The sequence below is a fragment of the Kineococcus endophyticus genome (genome assembly GCF_040796495.1).
GTDB lineage: Bacteria > Actinomycetota > Actinomycetes > Actinomycetales > Kineococcaceae > Kineococcus > Kineococcus endophyticus.
In genome coordinates, this window is the sequence record NZ_JBFNQN010000026.1 from 1 (window position 1) to 17,534 (window position 17,534).

18 protein-coding genes are annotated in these 17,534 nt (G+C 67.5%); 11 read left to right on the forward strand and 7 right to left on the reverse strand.

Going from position 1 to position 17,534, the window contains the following annotated elements; translation table 11 throughout:
* Positions 1–579 precede the first annotated feature (579 nt).
* From AB1207_RS24050 to uppS, 6 genes are all read left to right on the forward strand, one after another.
* A complete protein-coding gene (locus AB1207_RS24050) occupies positions 580–1,086 on the forward strand; it encodes a hypothetical protein (RefSeq protein WP_367641330.1) in 507 nt (168 codons plus the stop codon).
* A 52-nt stretch (positions 1,087–1,138) separates the two neighbouring features.
* A complete protein-coding gene (locus tag AB1207_RS24055; RefSeq protein WP_367641332.1) occupies positions 1,139–1,594 on the forward strand; it encodes a hypothetical protein in 456 nt (151 codons plus the stop codon).
* 121 nt (positions 1,595–1,715) lie between these two features.
* Positions 1,716–2,690, forward strand: coding sequence for a relaxase/mobilization nuclease domain-containing protein (locus AB1207_RS24060; protein ID WP_367641333.1), 975 nt, complete (start codon positions 1,716–1,718; stop codon positions 2,688–2,690).
* Entirely contained in the window at positions 2,687–4,537 is a 1,851-nt protein-coding gene (locus AB1207_RS24065) for a type IV secretory system conjugative DNA transfer family protein (protein ID WP_367641335.1), read from the forward strand. The genes AB1207_RS24060 and AB1207_RS24065 overlap by 4 nt, the downstream gene beginning before the upstream one ends.
* Positions 4,534–4,992 carry a hypothetical protein gene (locus tag AB1207_RS24070; protein ID WP_367641336.1) on the forward strand — a complete coding sequence of 153 codons (459 nt, stop codon included), beginning with the start codon at positions 4,534–4,536 and terminating at the stop codon, positions 4,990–4,992. Before AB1207_RS24065 ends, AB1207_RS24070 begins: the two co-directional genes overlap by 4 nt.
* Before the next feature lie 59 nt (positions 4,993–5,051).
* Complete coding sequence (gene uppS, locus AB1207_RS24075; protein WP_367641338.1) at positions 5,052–5,834, forward strand: polyprenyl diphosphate synthase; 783 nt, start codon at positions 5,052–5,054, stop codon at positions 5,832–5,834.
* Positions 5,835–6,196: 362 nt separating this feature from the next.
* Here the strand turns inward: uppS and AB1207_RS24080 are convergent, their stop codons facing one another.
* Both AB1207_RS24080 and AB1207_RS24085 read right to left on the reverse strand, forming a co-directional pair.
* Complete coding sequence (locus tag AB1207_RS24080; protein WP_367641339.1) at positions 6,197–6,544, reverse strand: histone-like nucleoid-structuring protein Lsr2; 348 nt, start codon at positions 6,542–6,544, stop codon at positions 6,197–6,199.
* Between the two features lie 128 nt (positions 6,545–6,672).
* Positions 6,673–7,569: a hypothetical protein gene (locus AB1207_RS24085; RefSeq protein WP_367641340.1), complete on the reverse strand. Its 897-nt coding sequence runs from the start codon at positions 7,567–7,569 to the stop codon at positions 6,673–6,675.
* A gap of 96 nt (positions 7,570–7,665) precedes the next feature.
* Between AB1207_RS24085 and AB1207_RS24090 the strand changes: the two genes are divergently transcribed.
* The gene (locus AB1207_RS24090) at positions 7,666–10,575 is read left to right on the forward strand and encodes a DNA methyltransferase (RefSeq protein WP_367641341.1); all 2,910 of its coding nucleotides are present in this window, start codon (positions 7,666–7,668) and stop codon (positions 10,573–10,575) included.
* A 54-nt stretch (positions 10,576–10,629) separates the two neighbouring features.
* Here the strand turns inward: AB1207_RS24090 and AB1207_RS24095 are convergent, their stop codons facing one another.
* Positions 10,630–11,223 carry a hypothetical protein gene (locus AB1207_RS24095; RefSeq protein ID WP_367641343.1) on the reverse strand — a complete coding sequence of 198 codons (594 nt, stop codon included), beginning with the start codon at positions 11,221–11,223 and terminating at the stop codon, positions 10,630–10,632.
* A 175-nt stretch (positions 11,224–11,398) separates the two neighbouring features.
* Between AB1207_RS24095 and AB1207_RS24100 the strand changes: the two genes are divergently transcribed.
* Together AB1207_RS24100 and AB1207_RS24105 are read left to right on the forward strand one after the other, a co-directional pair.
* A complete protein-coding gene (locus AB1207_RS24100) occupies positions 11,399–11,923 on the forward strand; it encodes a hypothetical protein (RefSeq protein ID WP_367641344.1) in 525 nt (174 codons plus the stop codon).
* Entirely contained in the window at positions 11,920–13,014 is a 1,095-nt protein-coding gene (locus tag AB1207_RS24105) for a tyrosine-type recombinase/integrase (RefSeq protein WP_367641346.1), read from the forward strand. The genes AB1207_RS24100 and AB1207_RS24105 overlap by 4 nt, the downstream gene beginning before the upstream one ends.
* A gap of 99 nt (positions 13,015–13,113) precedes the next feature.
* Here AB1207_RS24105 and AB1207_RS24110 read toward each other — a convergent pair whose 3' ends face one another.
* Together AB1207_RS24110 and AB1207_RS24115 are read right to left on the reverse strand one after the other, a co-directional pair.
* Positions 13,114–13,596, reverse strand: coding sequence for a hypothetical protein (locus tag AB1207_RS24110; protein ID WP_367641348.1), 483 nt, complete (start codon positions 13,594–13,596; stop codon positions 13,114–13,116).
* A complete protein-coding gene (locus tag AB1207_RS24115; protein ID WP_367641350.1) occupies positions 13,586–14,209 on the reverse strand; it encodes a hypothetical protein in 624 nt (207 codons plus the stop codon). Before AB1207_RS24115 ends, AB1207_RS24110 begins: the two co-directional genes overlap by 11 nt.
* 552 nt (positions 14,210–14,761) lie before the next feature.
* Between AB1207_RS24115 and AB1207_RS24120 the strand changes: the two genes are divergently transcribed.
* The gene (locus AB1207_RS24120) at positions 14,762–15,562 is read left to right on the forward strand and encodes a ParA family protein (protein ID WP_367641351.1); all 801 of its coding nucleotides are present in this window, start codon (positions 14,762–14,764) and stop codon (positions 15,560–15,562) included.
* The gene (locus AB1207_RS24125) at positions 15,559–15,975 is read left to right on the forward strand and encodes a hypothetical protein (RefSeq protein WP_367641352.1); all 417 of its coding nucleotides are present in this window, start codon (positions 15,559–15,561) and stop codon (positions 15,973–15,975) included. The genes AB1207_RS24120 and AB1207_RS24125 overlap by 4 nt, the downstream gene beginning before the upstream one ends.
* A gap of 15 nt (positions 15,976–15,990) precedes the next feature.
* On the opposite strand, the gene AB1207_RS24130 is transcribed toward AB1207_RS24125, so the two are convergent.
* A complete protein-coding gene (locus tag AB1207_RS24130) occupies positions 15,991–16,251 on the reverse strand; it encodes a sigma factor-like helix-turn-helix DNA-binding protein (RefSeq protein WP_367641353.1) in 261 nt (86 codons plus the stop codon).
* Between the two features lie 32 nt (positions 16,252–16,283).
* Entirely contained in the window at positions 16,284–17,279 is a 996-nt protein-coding gene (locus tag AB1207_RS24135; RefSeq protein WP_367641354.1) for a replication initiation protein, read from the reverse strand.
* Between the last annotated feature and the right edge of the window lie 255 nt (positions 17,280–17,534).

Below are 17,534 nucleotides of genomic sequence, written 5' to 3' on the forward strand. Positions count from 1 at the left end.
GACCCCCTCGACCTCCCGCCCGCGGCCGCGTCCCCTCGACCCCCTCGACCTCCCGCCCGCGGCCGCGTCCCCTCGACCCCCTCGACCTCCCGCCCGCGGCCGCGTCCCCTCGACCCCCTCGACCTCCTGCCCGGCTTGCTCGGTTCGGTGGCAAGGCCGACCCGGCCCGCAGGGCCGGCCAGGCCCGAGGACCGGAAGCGGGCGCGGCAGGTGTCGGACGTCGGGTGAACGGGGCCGACCTCCGGGTGTCCCGGACTGTCCGCCGACGCGCTGGGCGCGTCGAGCGTCCGGTCCGTGCCACCCTGCGGCCGGTCCCTGGTCGCCGTACGTGCAGCGCTGGGCGCTGCACGACCGACAGCCCTGCGGGCTGTTCTGGCGCGCTAGGGCGCGCCAGTCGAACCCGCCTCTCCGCGCCCCGGTGGTGAGGAGAGCGAGATATAACCCAACGCTTCGCTTATGGGCTACTCTCGCTCCCACTCGCTTCGCTCGCAGGAGGGCGTTCACCCCTCGCTAACGCTCGGAGCGAACTGGCGACGGCCCTTGGGCCGCCGCTCCACGGCAAGGACGAGGGGGCCCGGAATGAGCGAGACGGCAGCCGACTACTTCGCGCAGCGGTCACCGCGCGAGGTTGCGCGCGACGACATCGCGCGGGCTGTGCGCGACTGCGCCGACGCCGAACTGGGCATCCCGTCGATGGGTGAGAGCGCCGAGGCGATCCGTGAGAACCGTGCTGCGTACGCCGACCCGTCGACCCGCGCGGCGATCGAGCTGCGCTGCGTCGAGGTCGCGCACCACTTCGGGCTGGACCTGGCGGGCTGGCTGACCAACGCCCGGATCGCGCACGTGTCGTGGCGCGAGCTGGCGGCTGCGATCGGCCTCAACGAGGACCAGGCCGTCGAGCGCTACCCGCATGTCGACGGAGCCGCAGAGAGCATCAGCGGCGCGGTGGCGTACCCACCGGTCGGGTGGGACGACGCCGCAGGTGGGGTCATCCACGACAGCGGCCAGTGGGCAGACGCTGAGGCGGAGACGGTGCGGCGAGCTGAGGCGGAGACGGTGCGGCGAGCCGAAGAACGGCGTCGCTGACGTGGTCCGAGGTATGCCCGGGAAGAAGCGCACACACACCATCTCGGTGCGGGTGGACCCTGACGCGCTGGCCGCGTGGGACGCGGCCCGTACGGCGTCGGGGCGCAAGGAGATGGGGGCGTGGGTGCGGGCGGTCGTGGAGGACGTGTTGGGGACGTACCCGCCTGGCCAGCGCCCCGGTGACGTGCCGCGGGTGCCGGAAGTCAACGCGGAGGCGTACGCGCACCTGACGGCAGCGGCGAACAACCTCAACCAGCTCACCCGGTACAGCCACCAGGACGAGACGCTGCACCCGGAAGTCCTGGCGGCAGTTCGCGCCGTCGTGGCTGCTGCGATGGAGGTCCGCGGGGTCAAGACGCAGCCCACCGCCAAGCACGACGTCACCGAGCCAGGAGCCGTCATCTGGAAGCGCCCGGCCGGCGTGGAGGAGACCAACCTCCACCCCTCGGGCAGCCACCAGGGCTACGCCATCTACGAGCAGGGGAAGCCGGAGGACGGGCAGGAGTGAGCGCGTCCGTGGCCTGTTGGTCGAGGGCTGAGCTGAGAGGGCTGCCGCGCCCGCTTCCGGTCCTCGGGCCGTGGCCGGCCCTGCGGGCCGGGTCGGCCTTGCCACTCGATGGACAGCGCCGGTGATCCCCCGCATCAGCAAGGGCAGCAGTGGACGCGCGGCGCTGGCCTACGACTTCGGGCCGGGGAGGCGGGAGGAGCACGTCAACCCGCGCACTGTGGCGGGCAACCTGCCGGGGGACTGGCGGGATCAGGGCGCGCTCATGGACGGGCACATCAAGCTGATGCGCCCTGAGGTCACCAAGCCGGTGTGGCGGTCGAGTCTGCGCGCGGCCGAGCAGGACCGGACCCTCAGCGATGAGGAGTGGCGGCGAATCGCGGAGACCTACATCCAGCGCATGGGCTTTGAAGAGGCTCCGTGGACGGCGACACGTCACGCGGACGACCACATCCACCTGACCGTCTCGCGTGTCCGCTGGGACGGGAAGCTGCTCGACGTCGGTCACGACTACGCCCGCGCCCAGGCCGCGGCCAGGGTCGTCGAGGGGGAGCACCAGTTGCTCGACGCCTCCACCCGCTATGACCGGGGTCAGCCCCAGGTCAGCCACGGAGAGCGCGAGGCCGCAGTCCGGCGGGGCGTGCAGCCTGAGCGCGCTCAGATGCGCGAGCGGGTGCGCTCAGCGATCACCCGTAGCGACGGCTCGTTGAGCGGGTTCGACCGTGAGCTGGGCGCCCACGGGCTGATCTTCAAGCGCAACCAGGCGTCCACCGGCCGTGTCAGCGGCTACTCCTACGGTCTGCTCGGCCACGTCGACGCCCAGGGGGGGCAGGTCTGGTTCAAGGGTTCGCAGCTCGGCAAGGACTTCAGCTGGGCGGCCACCCAACGCCAGCTTCATGAGCGTGGGGAACAGCCGCACCGCCCCGCTCAGAGCACGCAAGAGCGGCCCGTCCAGGAGCCGCCCGCCGAGCGCGCCCGTCCGGCGGAGCAACCAGCCCCCGCCGAGCGATCCAACGCCACAGAAGACGCCGTACGTCGCGTGATGGACCGCCTGCGCGGTCGTCGGAACGGTCGAGAAGGGCAGGGGATGGAGCGATGAGCAACCACCAGTGGGGACCGCAGGGGTACGCCTACCCAGGTCAGGAGGTCCGCCGCTCTCCTCGGCTGGAGCCGACCACCTGGCGGCTCGTCCTCATCTACAGCGCCACCCTCATCCCCCTGGCCGGGCTGACCGGCTCCCCGAGCCTGAGCGTCTTCATCGTCAGCTACTACCTGCTGCCGTTGACCGGGTGGGCCGTGTTCCCCCTCCTCTTGGGGGTCATTGCCGGGTGCTGGCACCGGTACCGCCGCCGCTACGTGCCTTTGCGCAGGCTGGCGACCCGCCGCGGCATCCTGCTAGGGCCAGCGGGCGCGATCGCCTACATCGCCGGCTACACCCTGGTGGGTCTGCCGTGGAGCGAGTACGGGCAGTGGGTACGCCGTGGACGGTCGCAGCGTCGGAGCGCCTCGACGCCGCTGTCCGCCACCGCTCAACCGACCTCCTCGGCGGCGCAGACCCCAGGGCCTGCTCTGGCACGAGTGCGAGCGTTGGCCGCCGAGGAGCACGGACGAGCGGGTGCCCACATGGGCTGGTCAGCAGGCCGCTACCTCTCGGCCAACCCGCGCGGCGGGGTCCTGGTCATCGGGCCGCCCGGCTCAGGCAAGACGTCGGCCTTCCTCATCCCCTCGGTCATCGTCGCGCCCGGTGCGTGCGTTGCCTCCTCCATCAAGGGCGACGTCATGGAGGCCACCGCCCCCGCCCGCGCGCAGTTGGGCACCGTGTGGCACTTCGACCCGGGCGGCGACGTCAGCGCCGCTCCCGGGGTACGTACCGTCCGCTGGTCCCCGTTGGTCTCCATCCAGAGCTGGGAAGATGCCCGCCGCATGGCCGACCGCATGGCGGCCGCCATGCGCCCCGAGGGAGGCGAAGGCAACGGCGCGCACTTCACCGACCGCGCCCGCGACTGGCTGGAAGTCCTGCTCTACGCCGCCGTCATCGGCGGGGAGTACATCGGCACGGTGGCCGACTGGGCCGCCACCGCGACCGACATGGACAAGGACGGCACCGTCGAGACCGTCCTGAGCCACCTGGAGAGGTCCGCGGCCAGCGGCGACCAGGGCGCGCGCATCGCCAGCACCCAACTGCAAGGTCTGCTGGCGATCGACGACCGAGAACGCTCCGGCGTCCTGTCCAGCCTCCAGCGGATGCTGCGCCTGTACGGGTCGGTGGCCGCCCGCGACCTGGGCCGGTCCCCGAACTTCGACCCGGCTCGCTTCGTGCGCAGCCGCTCCACGCTCTACATCACCGCTAGCCCGGACAAACAGCAGGCGTACGCGCCCCTTCTTGCCAGCTTGCTGGAGGAGATTCGCTTCGCCACCTACGCCCGGCACCGCGCCGAAGAGGTCGGCAAGGAGCGCAAGCACTTCCATGTCACCTTTGTCCTGGACGAGGCCAACAACACCGCACCCATCCCGCTCCCGGCCATCATCAGCGAGGCCGGCGGGCAGTCATTGCATGTCGTCGTGGGCATTCAGGACCTCTCCCGAGCCCGTAGCCGGTGGGGTAGGGACGCCGATGGATTCCTGACCTTGTTCCCGTCAAAGATTATTCTTCCAGGCTGCGTCGAGCCCTACACGCTCGACGCCTTGAGTAATGCTGCGGGTGAGTACGACCGCGAGATGGTCAGCTACAGCGAGAGCGTAACGCCACTCAAGACCTTCCCTTGGGCAGTTCGACAGCAGAACCCCACTTATTCGACGCAGCGTCAGCGAGTTCTGCACCAAGGAGATATCGCCAACATTCCCAAGGGTAAAGCTCTGCGCTTTGAGGGTGCGCGGTGGGCTTTGGTTGAAGCTGGAATGCACTGGCAGCATCCTGTGTGGCGTTCAGCGATGGGTAAACAATGACGGCGGGGGCGGATATGAAACAGCTTTTGGGTGACATTATTGGCGAGAGGTTTTCCGAGCGTTTTAGGCGCATCGTGGAAGAGGCGCGAGAGAATGGCGACCGCCTGCCTTTCGCGAAAATCACTAGCGACTTGAAAACCTACTATGGCGTAGAAGTTTCTCCCCAGCACCTTAGTCGCTTCATGCTGGGGCAGTCGTCAAATCCGACATTCGCTCTAGTCGCTTCTTTGGCCGATTATTTCTCCGTTCCGGTGGACTACTTCACCACGGAGGATGAGGGAAAAATTGCCCAGGCTCACGCAAGAAGTCAGAAGGCGACCCATCAACGGGTCATGGAACAGGCCGCGGAGGCCAGGCGCGAAATGACGGATGCACTGCTTGCCCTGGACGACGAAGCCTTCGCCTCGGTACGCCAGTTCATCGAAGCGTGGCAGCAGGTCGCTAGGCGTCGTTGACGGGGCGAGGACGCATGGCAGTTCGCAGCAACCCGTTGTCCTAGAGAGGATCTACACACGTGAACTCGTCAACCACACCCCCCCTACGCCACCTGGGGATTTGCCCGGACGGCAACGGCCGGTGGGCGTCCCAGCGCGGCTTGCCACGCCATCAGGGGCACATCCAGGGTGCTAGGGCGGTATGGCCGATCCTCGACGCCTGCGTCGATCTGGGCATCTCGCACCTGTCGCTGTACGTCTTCAGCTCGGAAAACTGGCGCCGAGAAGAGGAAGAAGTTCAAGGCTTGCTGAACCTCATCGCCGGCGGCTGGTATGACCGACTGGATGCAATGCAGGAGCTAGGCGTCAAGATGTCGTGGGCAGGCCGTCGAGACCGTGTACCACTCAATATCCGTGAACAGCTAGAGTTCATCGAGAAAGCGACAGCTGCCAATCAGTCCCTCACGCTCATCTACTGCACCGACTACGGCGGACGGGACGAACTGAGCTATGCGGCTCAGGCCGCGGCGCGAGACGTGCAGAGCGGAAACCTGGACCTAGAGGAGCTCCCTGCCAGGTTCGCGGACTACCTAAGTCAGCCAGGGCTCCCGGACATGGACCTTTTCATTCGCACATCGGGAGAGCAGCGGATCTCCAACTTCATGCTCTGGCACATGGCCTATAGCGAACTCATGTTCAGTGATGTGCTCTGGCCGGACTTTGAACCACGCCATCTGCAGCAAATGCTGGACGAGTACGCGCAGAGGGATCGGCGCTTCGGTGCGGCTCGACACGGTGCACCCGAGGAAACGCAGAAGGCGCTGACGAGTCCTTCTCGGGACTCACGGTGGCCCGAATCTTAGAGGTCGTCGGGCGTCTCAGGGTTAGTCTTAATGGGTTTCTTGAGTTCTGACGCGAGGTATGCTCCAAGGCCCACAATAGAGACACCGAGAATTGGCATAAGAATATCGTCTGGAGATTTGGCAACCCAAATAATCAGGCATGTAGAGGCCACCCCGCCGGTAATCGAAATTACGGGTCCAGCGGCCTTGCTTGGATTCTTTCGAAAAAAGCGTGCAGAAGTTACAGATGCAAGGCCGCTGGTCACGCCCGCAGCGATCAGCTCCCAGTTCGTATTAGAGACGTTGTCGAAGAAAGCGGCAGCAAGAAGGCTCATCGGTAAATTCAAATCCACGCAGATTAAATAGGGAGTTGCCTACGGGGTTTAGCTGGTGGCTTCCTGGAAGCGTACGATCAAGTCGTTGCTGAGGCGGCCACGCTCGGAGACCTCGATGCCGTGCTCCTTGGCCCACGCCCGTACCTGCTGGGTGTCGGTCTTGTCGCCAGCGGGTTTGCGGCTGGCCGGCCTAGACGCGGTGCGCTTCTTGATGGCCGAACCGCGGAGCTTGCGGGCGCGGTCGACGTACACAGCGACGGACTCGCGCAGCTGAGCGGCGTGCTCGTCGCTGAGGTCGATCTCGTAGGTGATCCCGTCGACAGCGAAGGTCACCGTCTGGGTCGCCTCCGAGCCGTCGAGGTCATCGGTCAGCAGGATGCGCGTCGTCTGGGCCACGGCTCCATGATCCCCGGTCGTACTTGGTGTTGTGGGGTGACACTGACCATCGACACCGTAATGACCGTTCTGGTGTCGCGTGAAGCACGGACAGGACGCTTAGGAGTGGAGCCAGATGCCGTTGGGGGCTAGTCCACTGTGGTCGACGGCTGCGGTGTAGGCGCAGCTCTAGACCCGTCGATGAGATCGCTGAGCGATGTATCCGTACCCCACACCAGGTTGAAGACGGCGACCGCCGTAGTAATGATCACCGGAACGGCGACCAGCACCTGCCTCCAGCTGATCAGCTCACCGTTCCCTCTGGGCCGCTCCGTCACTCCCTCGTGGTGCAGTGCCATGACCCCGGCGAAGTCGTGAGCCATGACGCGCAGGTGCAGGCGCCACAGATCATCACGAAGTTCTGCCACGTCATCGGTGGTTAGGGTGCGCTCGATCATGGATCTGATGGAGCGTGCGCACACTCGACCCAGTCGGATCGTGGTGATGTTCAGTGGCGTACCTGAGGCCGGCGCCAGCCATCGCCTGCGGTGACGCTTGTAGAAGTCCTCGGCGGTAGCAGCGAGTCCGTCTGCGACCCTGCGGCGCCAGGTCAGGTCCATCCCCTCGGCTACAGCGTTGCTGCAGCGACCGGCCGCTGCAGCGGATGAGATGCGCAGCTCAGAGGATCGCCGGGCCTGCGTGGGCCACGAGAGCACAGCAAGGACGACGTAGGCAGCAAGGGCGAGTAGGAAGGCGAGTAGTCCCCCGACGGCCGGGACTACTGCTGCAGGAAAAAGGGCCAAGGAGACGACGGAGCCGAAAAGCACGCCGCCACTGAGGGAGAGCGCACAGTACGTGCTGAACAGCCACCGCTGACGGATCTTGACCTTCTGGCGCGCAGCCTCATGCTCGCTAACGAGCCGTGCTGTCAGGGCGACGTTCTGGGAGACCCGTTCTAGCTCGCGCTGCATCCTCTGGTCCAAAGGGTGGGGCGTCCAGTACTCGTCCAGTGCTCGTAGTGCTCTTTGCCAGACACTCTCCGCCACGGGCCTGACCGTATCGAGTGAGAAGCGCCATGATCACCTCACTCTCCGTCACGCATACACTCAAGTGGAGTAACCCACCGTGCCGATACCGGCGCGGTGAGCATCGCGACGGTGACACCCGCCAGTCCGCCGCTGGGCTGGCCCGAAGTGCAGCACCGGGCCCGGACCTTCGTCACCACCTGGGCCGGGGAGCAACGGGAACGGGCCGAGAAGGACACCTTCTGGAACGAGCTGCTCGCCGTCTTCGGCGTCAACCGCCGCCAGGTCGCCCGTTTCGAGCCCGTCGCCCGCCGCTACTCCACTGGCCGCCACGGCTTCATCGACCTGCTCTGGCCCGGACGGCTCCTCGTCGAGCACAAGTCCGCCGGCGCTGACCTCGATGTGGCGATGGAGCAGGCGATGGACTACCTGCCGGCGATGGACGAGGCCGACCTGCCGCAGCTGATCATCGTCTGCGACTTCGCACGCTTCCTGGTCCGTGACCTCGACGCCGACACCACCACCGCCTTCATCCTCGAGCAGCTACCTGACCACCTCGACGCCTTCGGCATCCTCACCGGCCACGACCGGCGCCTGGACGCCGAACCGGTCGAGGACGTCAACCTGCGCGCCACCGCCCTGCTCGCCGACTTCCACGACGCCTTGTGGGAGGCCGGCTATCCCGATCACTCCCGCCGGGTCCTGCTGACCCGGGTGCTGTTCTGCCTGTTCGCCGATGACGCCGCGGTCTGGACCGGGGGACCTGACCTCTTCGAGGACTTCATCCGGCTGCGCACCGACCCCGACGGCTCCGACCTCGGCGTGCAGCTGGCCTGGCTGTTCCAGCTGCTGGATACCCCGCTCGCACGCCGCGCCAAGCGGCTGCCGGCTGGCACTGAGGGCTTCACCTACATCAACGGCGGCCTGTTCGCCGAAACGCTGCCGATCTCGGACTGCACGCCGCAGATGCGCGCCGCACTGCTGTCGTGCTGCCGCTTCAACTGGTCGCGCATCTCTCCGGCCATCTTCGGCTCGATGTTCCAGAACGTCATGCGTGAGGACGAACGCCGCACCCTGGGCGCGCACTACACCTCCGAAGCCAACATCTTGCGCACCATCGGCCCGCTCTTCCTCGACGACCTGCGCGCCGAGCTCGACGCCTGCCGTAACGCTGCCGACCTGCGCGCCTACCGCGACCGCCTCGCTGAGCTGACCTTCTTCGACCCCGCCTGCGGCTGCGGCAACTTCCTGGTCATCGCCTACCGCGAGATCCGTGCCCTGGAGACCGACTGCCTGGCCCGGCTACGCGAGCTGGAGCAGACCGCCACTACCGGGCGGGTGGCCCGCGGCCGCAACCGCGTGGCCGGTCCCGGGCAGCAGTCCGTCGACGTCACGCTGGACTCCAAGGTCAGCGTGGGGCAGTTTTACGGCATCGAGATCGAGGAGTTCCCCGCCCGCATCGCCGAGACCGCGATGCACCTGGCCGACCACCTGGCCAACCGCGAGCTGTCCAACGTCATTGGTCTGGCCTACGCCCGCTTCCCTATCGCCGACACTGCCCGCATCAGCGTGGCCAACGCGCTGCGCACCGACTGGGCCGATGTGCTGGACCCCGCCCGCTGCTCCTACCTCATGGGCAACCCGCCCTTTGTGGGTATGTCCTGGATGACCAAGGCGCAGCAGGAAGACCGGACCCTGGTCTTCTCCTCCCTGCCCATCCAGGGCAGCCGCACCGGACGGCTGGACTACGTCGCCTGCTGGTACGCCAAGGCCATCGACTACCTGGCCGACTCCACCGCCCGGGCGGCGTTCGTCTCCACCAACTCCCTGACCCAAGGTGAACAGGCTCGCGCGCTGGGCCCGCTCATGCTCGCCTCGGGGGTGCGCATCGACTTCGCCCACCGCACCTTCGCCTGGGTCTCTGAAGCTAAGGGGGCTGCCCACGTCGACGTGGTCATCATCGGTTTCTCCACCCGGGCTGACCCCCGACCGCTACGGCTGTTCAGCTACCCCACGGTTCGTGGTGAGTACGTCGAGACCGCAGCCAACAACATCAATCCCTACCTGGTGGACGGACCCAGCGTGGTGCCCGCCAAACGGCGCACCCCGCTGCGTCCCGGGATGCCTACAGCTAGCAAGGGCAGTCAGGCCACCGACGGAGGTCACCTCATCGTCACCGCAGCTGAGCGGAGCTCGGTGATGATCGACCCGATCGCGGCCAAATACCTGCGCACCTATTGGCAGGGCCGCGAGCTGCTCAACGGTCAACCGCGCTGGTGCTTGTGGCTGGAAGGTGCCACCGCGACGGAGCTGCGGAACTCATCTGAGCTGCGCCAGCGCCTCGCCGGTGTCCGTACCGTGCGCGTCGCCTCTCCCACCGCATCCGTACGCGAACAGGCCAACGTCCCCGCGCTGTTCACCCAGCGGCGCCAGCCCAAGCAGCAGTACGTCGCCATGCCCGAAGTCAGCAGCGAGAACCGCCGCTACATCCCTGCTTCGCTCCTGCCGGCTACCGACATCGCCGGCAACCAGCTCTTGTGCTGGGACGGAGCCGACCTTCGTCTGTTCGGGCTGCTGCAGTCGGTCGCCTTCACCCAGTGGGTCGCCGCCGTCGGCGGGCGGTTGGAAAGCCGATACCGCCTATCCCCCGACCTGACGTACTGCACCTTCCCCTTCCCCGAGGACACCCCTGCCGGGCGCAAGCGGGTCGAGGCGGCGGCGCAGGCGGTGCTCGACGCCCGTGCGGCACACCCTGGGGCGTCGCTGGCGGACCTGTACGACCCGCTGGCCATGCCCGCCGACCTCGCCGCTGCCCACGCACGCCTAGACCGCGAGGTCGACCACCAGATCACCGGGCACCGAGACCTGGACGACGACACCCGACTGGCCGCGCTGCTGGACGCCTACACCGTGCTGACCGATGAGGGCCGTCTGGGCGTCGATGTGGCCACATCGACGACGGCCGTGGTCCGTCGACCGCGGCGCCGTCGGACCGTCGCCACCGCCGCTCGGACTGCCACCGGCTGAGGCCGCCACTTCTGATGCTCTGCTGATGCCCTGCCGCGCGGTGCATCAGCAGGGTCAGGCAGCGGTGTGCCAGGGATGTCCTGGGGGTAGGCCAAAGCGCTGGTCGCGCTGAGCGGCTTGCACCCACTCAGGCAGCAGGACGGGTACCTCGGGGGTCGGCACGCTCAGTAGATCCCACCGGTCGCGATAGCTGGCGAACACGTCCGCGGTGACCCGGCCATGCGTGGCCGGGGTGTTGCGCCGCCCCGCCGGCACCGAAGGATCGGTCAGCCAGCGCTGATGCACGATCCAGAAGCCTGCGCTGGCGTGATCACGAGGCACCACGTACGCCGCCGGCGGCTCCGGTGCAGGTCGTTCGGGGGTGGGACGGGCCAGCACGACGAGCACGAACCACTCGTGCAGCGATTGTGAGGGCAGCAGCCCCTTGCGGCCCAGCATGAAGACGCCGCGGCCGCCGTCGACGTTGCGTCCGTCGCTGGAGGTTTTCACCTGCACCTCGATCGCGGTGCGGGCCTCGGCGACGTGAACGGCGAGGATGTCGGTGCGTTCGATGCCGTCCCGCGTCAGGGCCGGCGCCCACCCGTGCAGGGCCAAGGTGGAGGCCACCCAGTGCTCGCCGGCGGTCTTGAGCATCTTGTTGTCTGCCACATCTGTGCATCGGCGGACATCAGGACCTGCTCAAGAGGCAGGTGCAGCCAGCGCCCGCAGATAAAAGGGGTTATCTACGGGTGCAGGTGACCGAGGCGGCCGCTAGCGTCCAGAGCGTGATCACTAGGGCGACGCCAGTGCAAACGAGGTCAGCGGGGCTGCCTCGATGACGGGTATGGCCCTGCTCGCTCTCGTGCTGCAGATCCTCGGGCTGCTCACCGGCGCCTGGGGCGTGCACGAAGTCCGCCACAGCCTGACCGGCGCCACTACGACCTCACTGGCCTGGATCCGCGCCCACGCCCGACGCGCCCGGCGCAGTGCCCACCGGCGTCTCGGCGAGGCCTGGGCGCGACTCCGCGGCCGCCCCAACGTGCGCACTGCCCAGGTGCAGCTGTCAGCCACCGCTACCTTGAGCAGTACCGTCACGGCCACGGTCGGCCCTCGGCCCATCGATCCGGGCGCGGTGAGCGATCGGGAGTGGTTGGCACTGCTGACCGAGCAGTTCCAGGGCGTCTACGGCCACCTCAACCAGCTCCGCGAGCAGCAGACCGCCGACCGCGACCTTGCTGCCCGCCAGGTCCGCGACGCCGTCACCGGTATGGAGGCGTCGCAGCGGGCCGACGCTCACCGCGGCCTGGCCTGGATCTACGCCAGCCTCGTTCTGACTTTCGCCGGCACCGTCCTGGGAGGCCTCGCGTGACCGGCGAGCGGGCACTGAGCACTGCTCCGACCACCATCCCGGCCACCGCCGTGGTCCCCATGGTGACCGTCGCGCCGTCCCTCGCGGTGCGGCCGGCGCCGCTGGACCGACTGCCCGGCGCCAGCGGCGATGACCCGTTCCACCGGCTGGCTGCGGCCTGGCTGCTTGGCTACGGCGGGCACACTCAGGCCGCCTACCGCCGCGACCTGAGCGCGTGGGCCACCTGGTGCCAGCAGCTGGACGTCCACCCCCTGGCGGCCCAGCGCTTCCACGTCGACGCCTGGGTCCGCCACCTGACCACCCAGCCGCAGCCCCGGACCGGCCGTCCCACCTCGGCGGCCACCATCGCCCGCCGCCTCTCGGCGCTGTCCCGCTTCTACGACTACGGCATCCACGACGCGCAGTTCCTGACCCATTCCCCCGTCGCCTCCGTGCGCCGGCCCCGCGTCAGCGACGACAGCCAAGCCGTCGGCCTGACCGCTGAGGAGCTGCGGTGCCTGCTGGCCGCCGCGGCCGCGCACTCGAACCGCACCCACGCACTGGTCGCGCTGCTGACCTTCTGCGGGCTGCGGATCGGTGAAGCCTTGGGCGCGGACGTGAGCGACTACGGCCACGACCACGGCCACCGCGTCCTGCGGATCACCCGCAAAGGCGGCAAGGCTGCCCGAGTCCCGCTGCCACCCCCGGTGGTGCGGGCCCTGGATGACTACCTCGCCGAGACCGGCACCAAGCCCGCCGGTGAAGCCTTGGCTGAGGGGACTGGGGCGTCTGGTCGTTTTGAGCCGCGCGCCAGCGGCCCGCTCTTCCTGGCGGCCGGTGGGGGTCGTCGCTACCCGTACACCAGTGCCTACGAGCAGCTGGGGCGGTTGTGTCGGGCGGTGGGTCTGCCGCGTGGGGTGAGCCCGCATAGCCTGCGGCATTCCTACGCCACCGAGAGCCTGCGCCTGGGAGCTGCGCTGCAGGACGTCCAGGACGCCATGGGCCACGCCGACCCCCGCACCACCCGCCGCTACGACCGGTCCCGGCACAACCTGGACCGATCCCCCAACTATCTCCTCTCCAGATCCCTGACTGGAGAAGATGCAGGCTGATATCGACAGGCACCGCATTTGAGACGATGATGTCGTAATTTTGTTTGCTACTGAATTGCGTTAAGTCCGGCGCCAGCCTGCTTGGCTAAGCGCAGATGACTACTCGCCATCTGCGATGGGTGTAACTGAAACGTCACCCGAACTGATGAGTGAGACCAGAGGAGGCTCTACTCGAAGCTTCGACGCAACAGCGTGTGCCGACTCCCTCAGGTAGGGGTATACGGCCATGATCCCAACCTTCGCAACAAATTCGGCGCGCGCTGAAGCATTCATCTCTATGGGTTCGGAAAAGTTGAACTGCGACGCAGCGTCGACAGCTAACTCAATGTCCGAAGTAGTGATTTGCAACTTGCACCGCACCTCCATCTTGAGCTCGTCGTGCCGCTCCAGGATGGAGATGTCCTCTGTCTGCTCCTCCTTTTCTTTGTTTTCTGTTAGGTCTTCCGAGGTTTCGGACGGGACAGGCTCGAGACGTCGTGCGGACACTTCATAGTAGATAATGTCCGACAAAGTTGCGTACTGGAGGGCTTCGGCGGCGGAATCAATGTATCTGACACCGCCACTCGAAGCCTCAACCGGCAAGGGTGAACTCCTGGCGCTTGTACTCGGCGTCGATCAGAGCGCTAGAAGTCTTCCCGTGAAGAGGGGGGGTGTTGACGTGAGAGGTGGCGGTTCCTGTCGCTCGGTACTGCAGCTGATTGAATCGAGCGACCTCCGCGACTTTCCCCTGGGCGTAAATCCAGTGATTCAGTCGAGTGTGGTCGAGCAGTGTCGGATATCCCAGGTTGTCGACGTAATCAGTGTTGATCTTGAGCCACTCTGCGACGTCTCCCCACAACCAGAGTCCATTAGCTGCGCGGTAAGCGGGTCGCGGAAAGGGGTTTCTTGCCTTTCGCTCTCCGGAGATCCAAAGGTTAACTGCCTGAGGAGTCTTCTCGGCCCGGCTAGCAATGTTCGAACGAGTGACGAGGTCCTCGCATGAGCGGCGGATTCGCATACCCAAGCGCGCCAGTTCGCTCGCAGCCGCGTGGCCAGCAACGATTGCCGTCGGGCCGTCAGCGGTTACGGTCACCACAGTCTCTGCTTCGGGACTTGTCCCAGTAACGAGGACTGCATCCAGGCCGCTCTCAAGGATGGCGTCCTCGGTGTCCTCGTTGATCTGGTCGCCCTCGAAGATCAGCTCGTAGCTGGTCATGGTCCCCTCCCCCTCGATCTGTAGTAGTTCACTTCGGCAGACCTGTTGTCAACCTGAAACAGCAGGACTAGGGCAAGCGGGGAGCCCGTCCGGTCTAGTGTCCTGCGCGGCCCGTGGGGCTGATGAGGTCATGCGCATCCGGGCAGTGCTCAGCTAGTCGTCGGATGCGTCGAGCTACGTTGCCTGCGTCTCGTACCGTCCCCCCAACGGGGGCACCCCTCCCGTCGGCGTCTCCGCAGGGGCAGTAGATGCGCACCTTGTGCCCTTGCTTGCGGATCCTCCATCCGAGGCCCTCGAGGTACTGCAGGGCCTCGACCATCTCCTTGGGGATCTGCTGCCGTAGGGAGCTTGCCGTTAAGGCTTCCCAACTACCTTGCTGCCCCATTGCCCCCCCGGTCGCTTACGCAACATGCTGTCACAGGCCCGATGCAGAGAGTGGGGAGCTCAATCGTTCCGTCCAAGGGGACGCAGTGACATCGGACGTCAGAAAACTAGTCGACTAGTCGGAGTGTCGACTACTCGACTAGTCTGCTAGTCGACAAAATGACGTGTATGCACACCATTGCGATTGCCAACCACAAGGGCGGGGTCGGCAAGACGACCACGGCCGTCAACCTCGCTGCCGGCTTGGCACGCCGCGGGCATCGCACCTTGCTCGTCGATGTTGACGCCCAGGCCCACGCGACGTTCTGGTTCGTCGACGACCCCGACGACATCGAGGCTGACCTGCAGGACGTCGTCACCGGACGCGTCGCCTTCCGCGAGGCTGTCCGAACTACCCGCATCGAAGGACTGGACCTGCTGCCGGCGACGCTGGCGCTGGCGCAGCTGGAGGTCCAGTTGGTCTCCATGACCAGACGCGAGGACCGCATTGCCCGGGCCCTGGAGCCGGGCCGCGACGCCTACGAGTTCGTCGTGCTCGACCTGGCGCCGAGCCTGTCGCTGGTGAGCCTGGCCGCGCTGGTGGCCGCCGACTCGATCGTGGCGCCGGTCTCGGCGACGAAGCTGGCCGTCTCTGGCCTGGGCGCCTTCCTTGGGTGGACCGACGACTTCCGCCTCGAGGGCGTCATTACCGCTCCTCTGCTCGGCGTGCTGGTAACGATGGTCGACTACCGCACCCGCGTCACCCGTGAGGTTCTCGAGGCCCTTGACGGCTCGGGCCTGCCGTTGTTCGCCACGAATGTCCCCCGGAGGGTCGCCGCTGAAGACCAGGTTGGTGAGCGGCTGGTGACCGGCGATGCCGGATCCAGCGGCGACCTGTCCGCGGCCTACGACGCTTTCATCGAGGAGGTCCTCACTCGGACCACGACGACGTGCTCGTCGTCGACTGCCGGAGCGGGGGAGCAGGTATGAGCGCCGGCAAGCGGGTCAGCGCCACGGACATGCTCAGCCGCGGCCGACGAGGCGCATCACGCCCGGAGCCGACTAATCCACCAGTCGACCAGGCGACTACGCAACTAGTCGACCAGTCGAGTAGTGAACTGGTCGAGCAGCCGACTACTCCCGTCGCGCCTACAGCGCAGACCACCTACTCAAAGGTGGCGGTCTCGCTGACGCCACAGCTGCGCAGCTGGGTGAAAACCACCCCGGTCGCACTCGGCGTGGAGGGGCTGTCGTCCTCGGACCTGGTGCGGCTGGCGCTGACGCGGCTGCAGGCGGACGTGAAGGACGGACTGCCGCTGACCGAGCTGCTCATCGAGCAGGCCCACGCCGAGGCGCAGGAGCTGACGGGACGTCGGAACCGGGGACTGCCGACTCGGCGGTAGGGGAGTCGCGGAGGGCTAGGACGCCTGCGGGCGTTCAACGACTTCCTGGGCCTCTGCGGCGCGCTTTGCTTCGTGCAGGAGTCGGCCGACGGTCCCGATCGGGACGTCCATCTTCGCGGCAATCTCGCGGTGTTTCAGACCCTGCGCGCGCAGCTCGACCGCGAGGTCCCGGCGGGCCTTGGCACGGGCGAGGAAGTCCTCGCGCGGCTCAGCGACAAGGCGTCGGATGGTGGTCGGATGCACGCCGAACTTCGCGGCGGCCTCGCGAGCGGTCATCGTCCGGCGACGTCGTTCCTCAGCGGGCACTGTCACACCCCTTCCCGGATGGCGGCGCGCAGCGCCTGACGCTTCGAGTGTGCCTTGGCGAGGTTCGCTCGTCGCGCCTCCTGCTGCGCGGGAGTGTTAGCGAGACCTCCACGCCGGCGTCCCTCCTGTAGCTCAAGGGAGTTACGTGCGTTCGTCGTCGCCGCACCGCGGATGCCGCCTTTGGCGCGGGCCTCGGCTGCGCTGGGCTGTGCTGCGCGGCGGCGGCCGCGGACGGTCTGGATGACGACCAGGCCCTCGCGGGAGAACTTGCGCCAGACCCACCGGGCCACCGACCGGGCGGTGTCGCTGACTTCCGGGACGCCGAGGGGGACGAGGAACTCGGTGTTGATGTTCAGCGCGTACGCCAGGACGGTCTGCTCCCACTCCTGGCGGTCGGTGTAGCGGTAGCGGGCGCGGTAGGCCCACAGCCGCAGCGCGTCGAAGAGGTGGACGTTGCGGCCCAGCCCGGTCTGCTCGGCGGCCCGCTTGGGCAGCGCGCGGGGGAACAGGTCGCCTAGGCCGCGGGCCAGGTCGCGCAGCTCGTACGCCTCGGCCCGGCCCCAGGTGGGGTACCAGCCGTCGTGGGTGGGGTTCTTGGTCAGCAGGCCGGCGTAGCCGGGGTCACCGTCCACGGCGCGGCGCAGGCCCTCTTGGACGCGGGCGGCGAACTCCAGCGGCTCGGGGCGGGCGGCGTCGGTGCGGCACACCGGCGCGGACAGCACCCACCCGACGTGCCCACGCCCGGACAGGCCCTCGGCCACCCAGGACGGCTCCGGGTGCGCGCGGGGCAGGCCGATAGCGCGCATGAGGGTGTCGGGGTGGTCGACGTCGACGACCAGCATCGACAGCAACGCCTTGGGGGAGTGCTCGACGTACAGCCGGTCCAGCGCCTGCTCACGGCTCTGGCGCCAGCAGCCCAAGGCCAGGTCGTCGGTGGCCAAGGGGCGGCGGGGGCGCCAGTGCGAGGAGGTCCACTCCTGCGCTGTCAGCCCCGTCATGGTGGGCAACCGTGGCAGCAAGATCGTTGGCGGCTACCGGGACACGCCGCATCCTGTCTGACTTTCTTCGAGTAGTGCGTTCGGAGTCGTGTAGCCAAATCAGGTAGTTCGCCTCCCCGCGTCCCCTCGACCCCCTCGACCTCCCGCCCGCGGCCGCGTCCCCTCGACCCCCTCGACCTCCCGCCCGCGGCCGCGTCCCCTCGACCCCCTCGACCTCCCGCCCGCGGCCGCGTCCCCTCGACCCCCTCGACCTCC